The sequence below is a fragment of the Salinicola salarius genome, from assembly GCF_002179555.1.
Lineage (GTDB): Bacteria > Pseudomonadota > Gammaproteobacteria > Pseudomonadales > Halomonadaceae > Salinicola > Salinicola salarius_A.
In genome coordinates, this window is the sequence record NZ_NHOU01000140.1 from 1 (window position 1) to 592 (window position 592).

Annotated in this window: 1 protein-coding gene; it reads right to left on the reverse strand. The window is 41.7% G+C overall.

All coding sequences use genetic code 11. The features are described 5' to 3' along the window. Positions 1–24: 24 nt before the first annotated feature. On the reverse strand, positions 25–592 hold a 568-nt coding region (locus CCD76_RS19960; RefSeq protein ID WP_218777095.1), incomplete at its 5' end, for a hypothetical protein.

The following is a 592-nucleotide window of genomic DNA, read 5'->3' on the forward strand; positions in this document are numbered from 1 at the left end:
CTTCCGGGGGCCGGTCTCACGGATTCAGGTTCTTCTGTAGAGCTTCTGGCTCCATGCCTTCTTAAGCCTCATCATAAAAAGCACTTTCTCACTTTTTACAGGATTCCAAAAGTCTAAGACAGCACATGCGTACCGATATTCGTCATCAGAATTTTCAGGATGAAAATGACTGCAAACATTTAAATTTTGTCTCAAATACATCCAAACCCATTGACATTGTTCGGTATCTTGCTGGTTAAACCAAGACAAGTTCTCTCTATTCTCATACACTTCCGACCATGTGGAGTGCATGCTTAACATTAATTTTTTCTTGTGTTGAATTAGCCCATTCCATGAATCGAAGAAAAAAATTATCTCATCATAGTGCGTACCCACTACGTCAACACCTCCATCACTTAAGACGCTATCAAAAAAGCCATCAGCCTCCTCCGGCTTAATAGAAGTCAGCCAAGTGTTGCCAGACAGCTGATTGAGCTGGCCATTAGACGAAGTCTTGAGCAACAACCAAACAAACACACACGCTCTGGAATTATTTCTCAGCCACAGAAATTCATCACCTGGTAAGTGCCTATTCAAAATTAATCGCGTGATC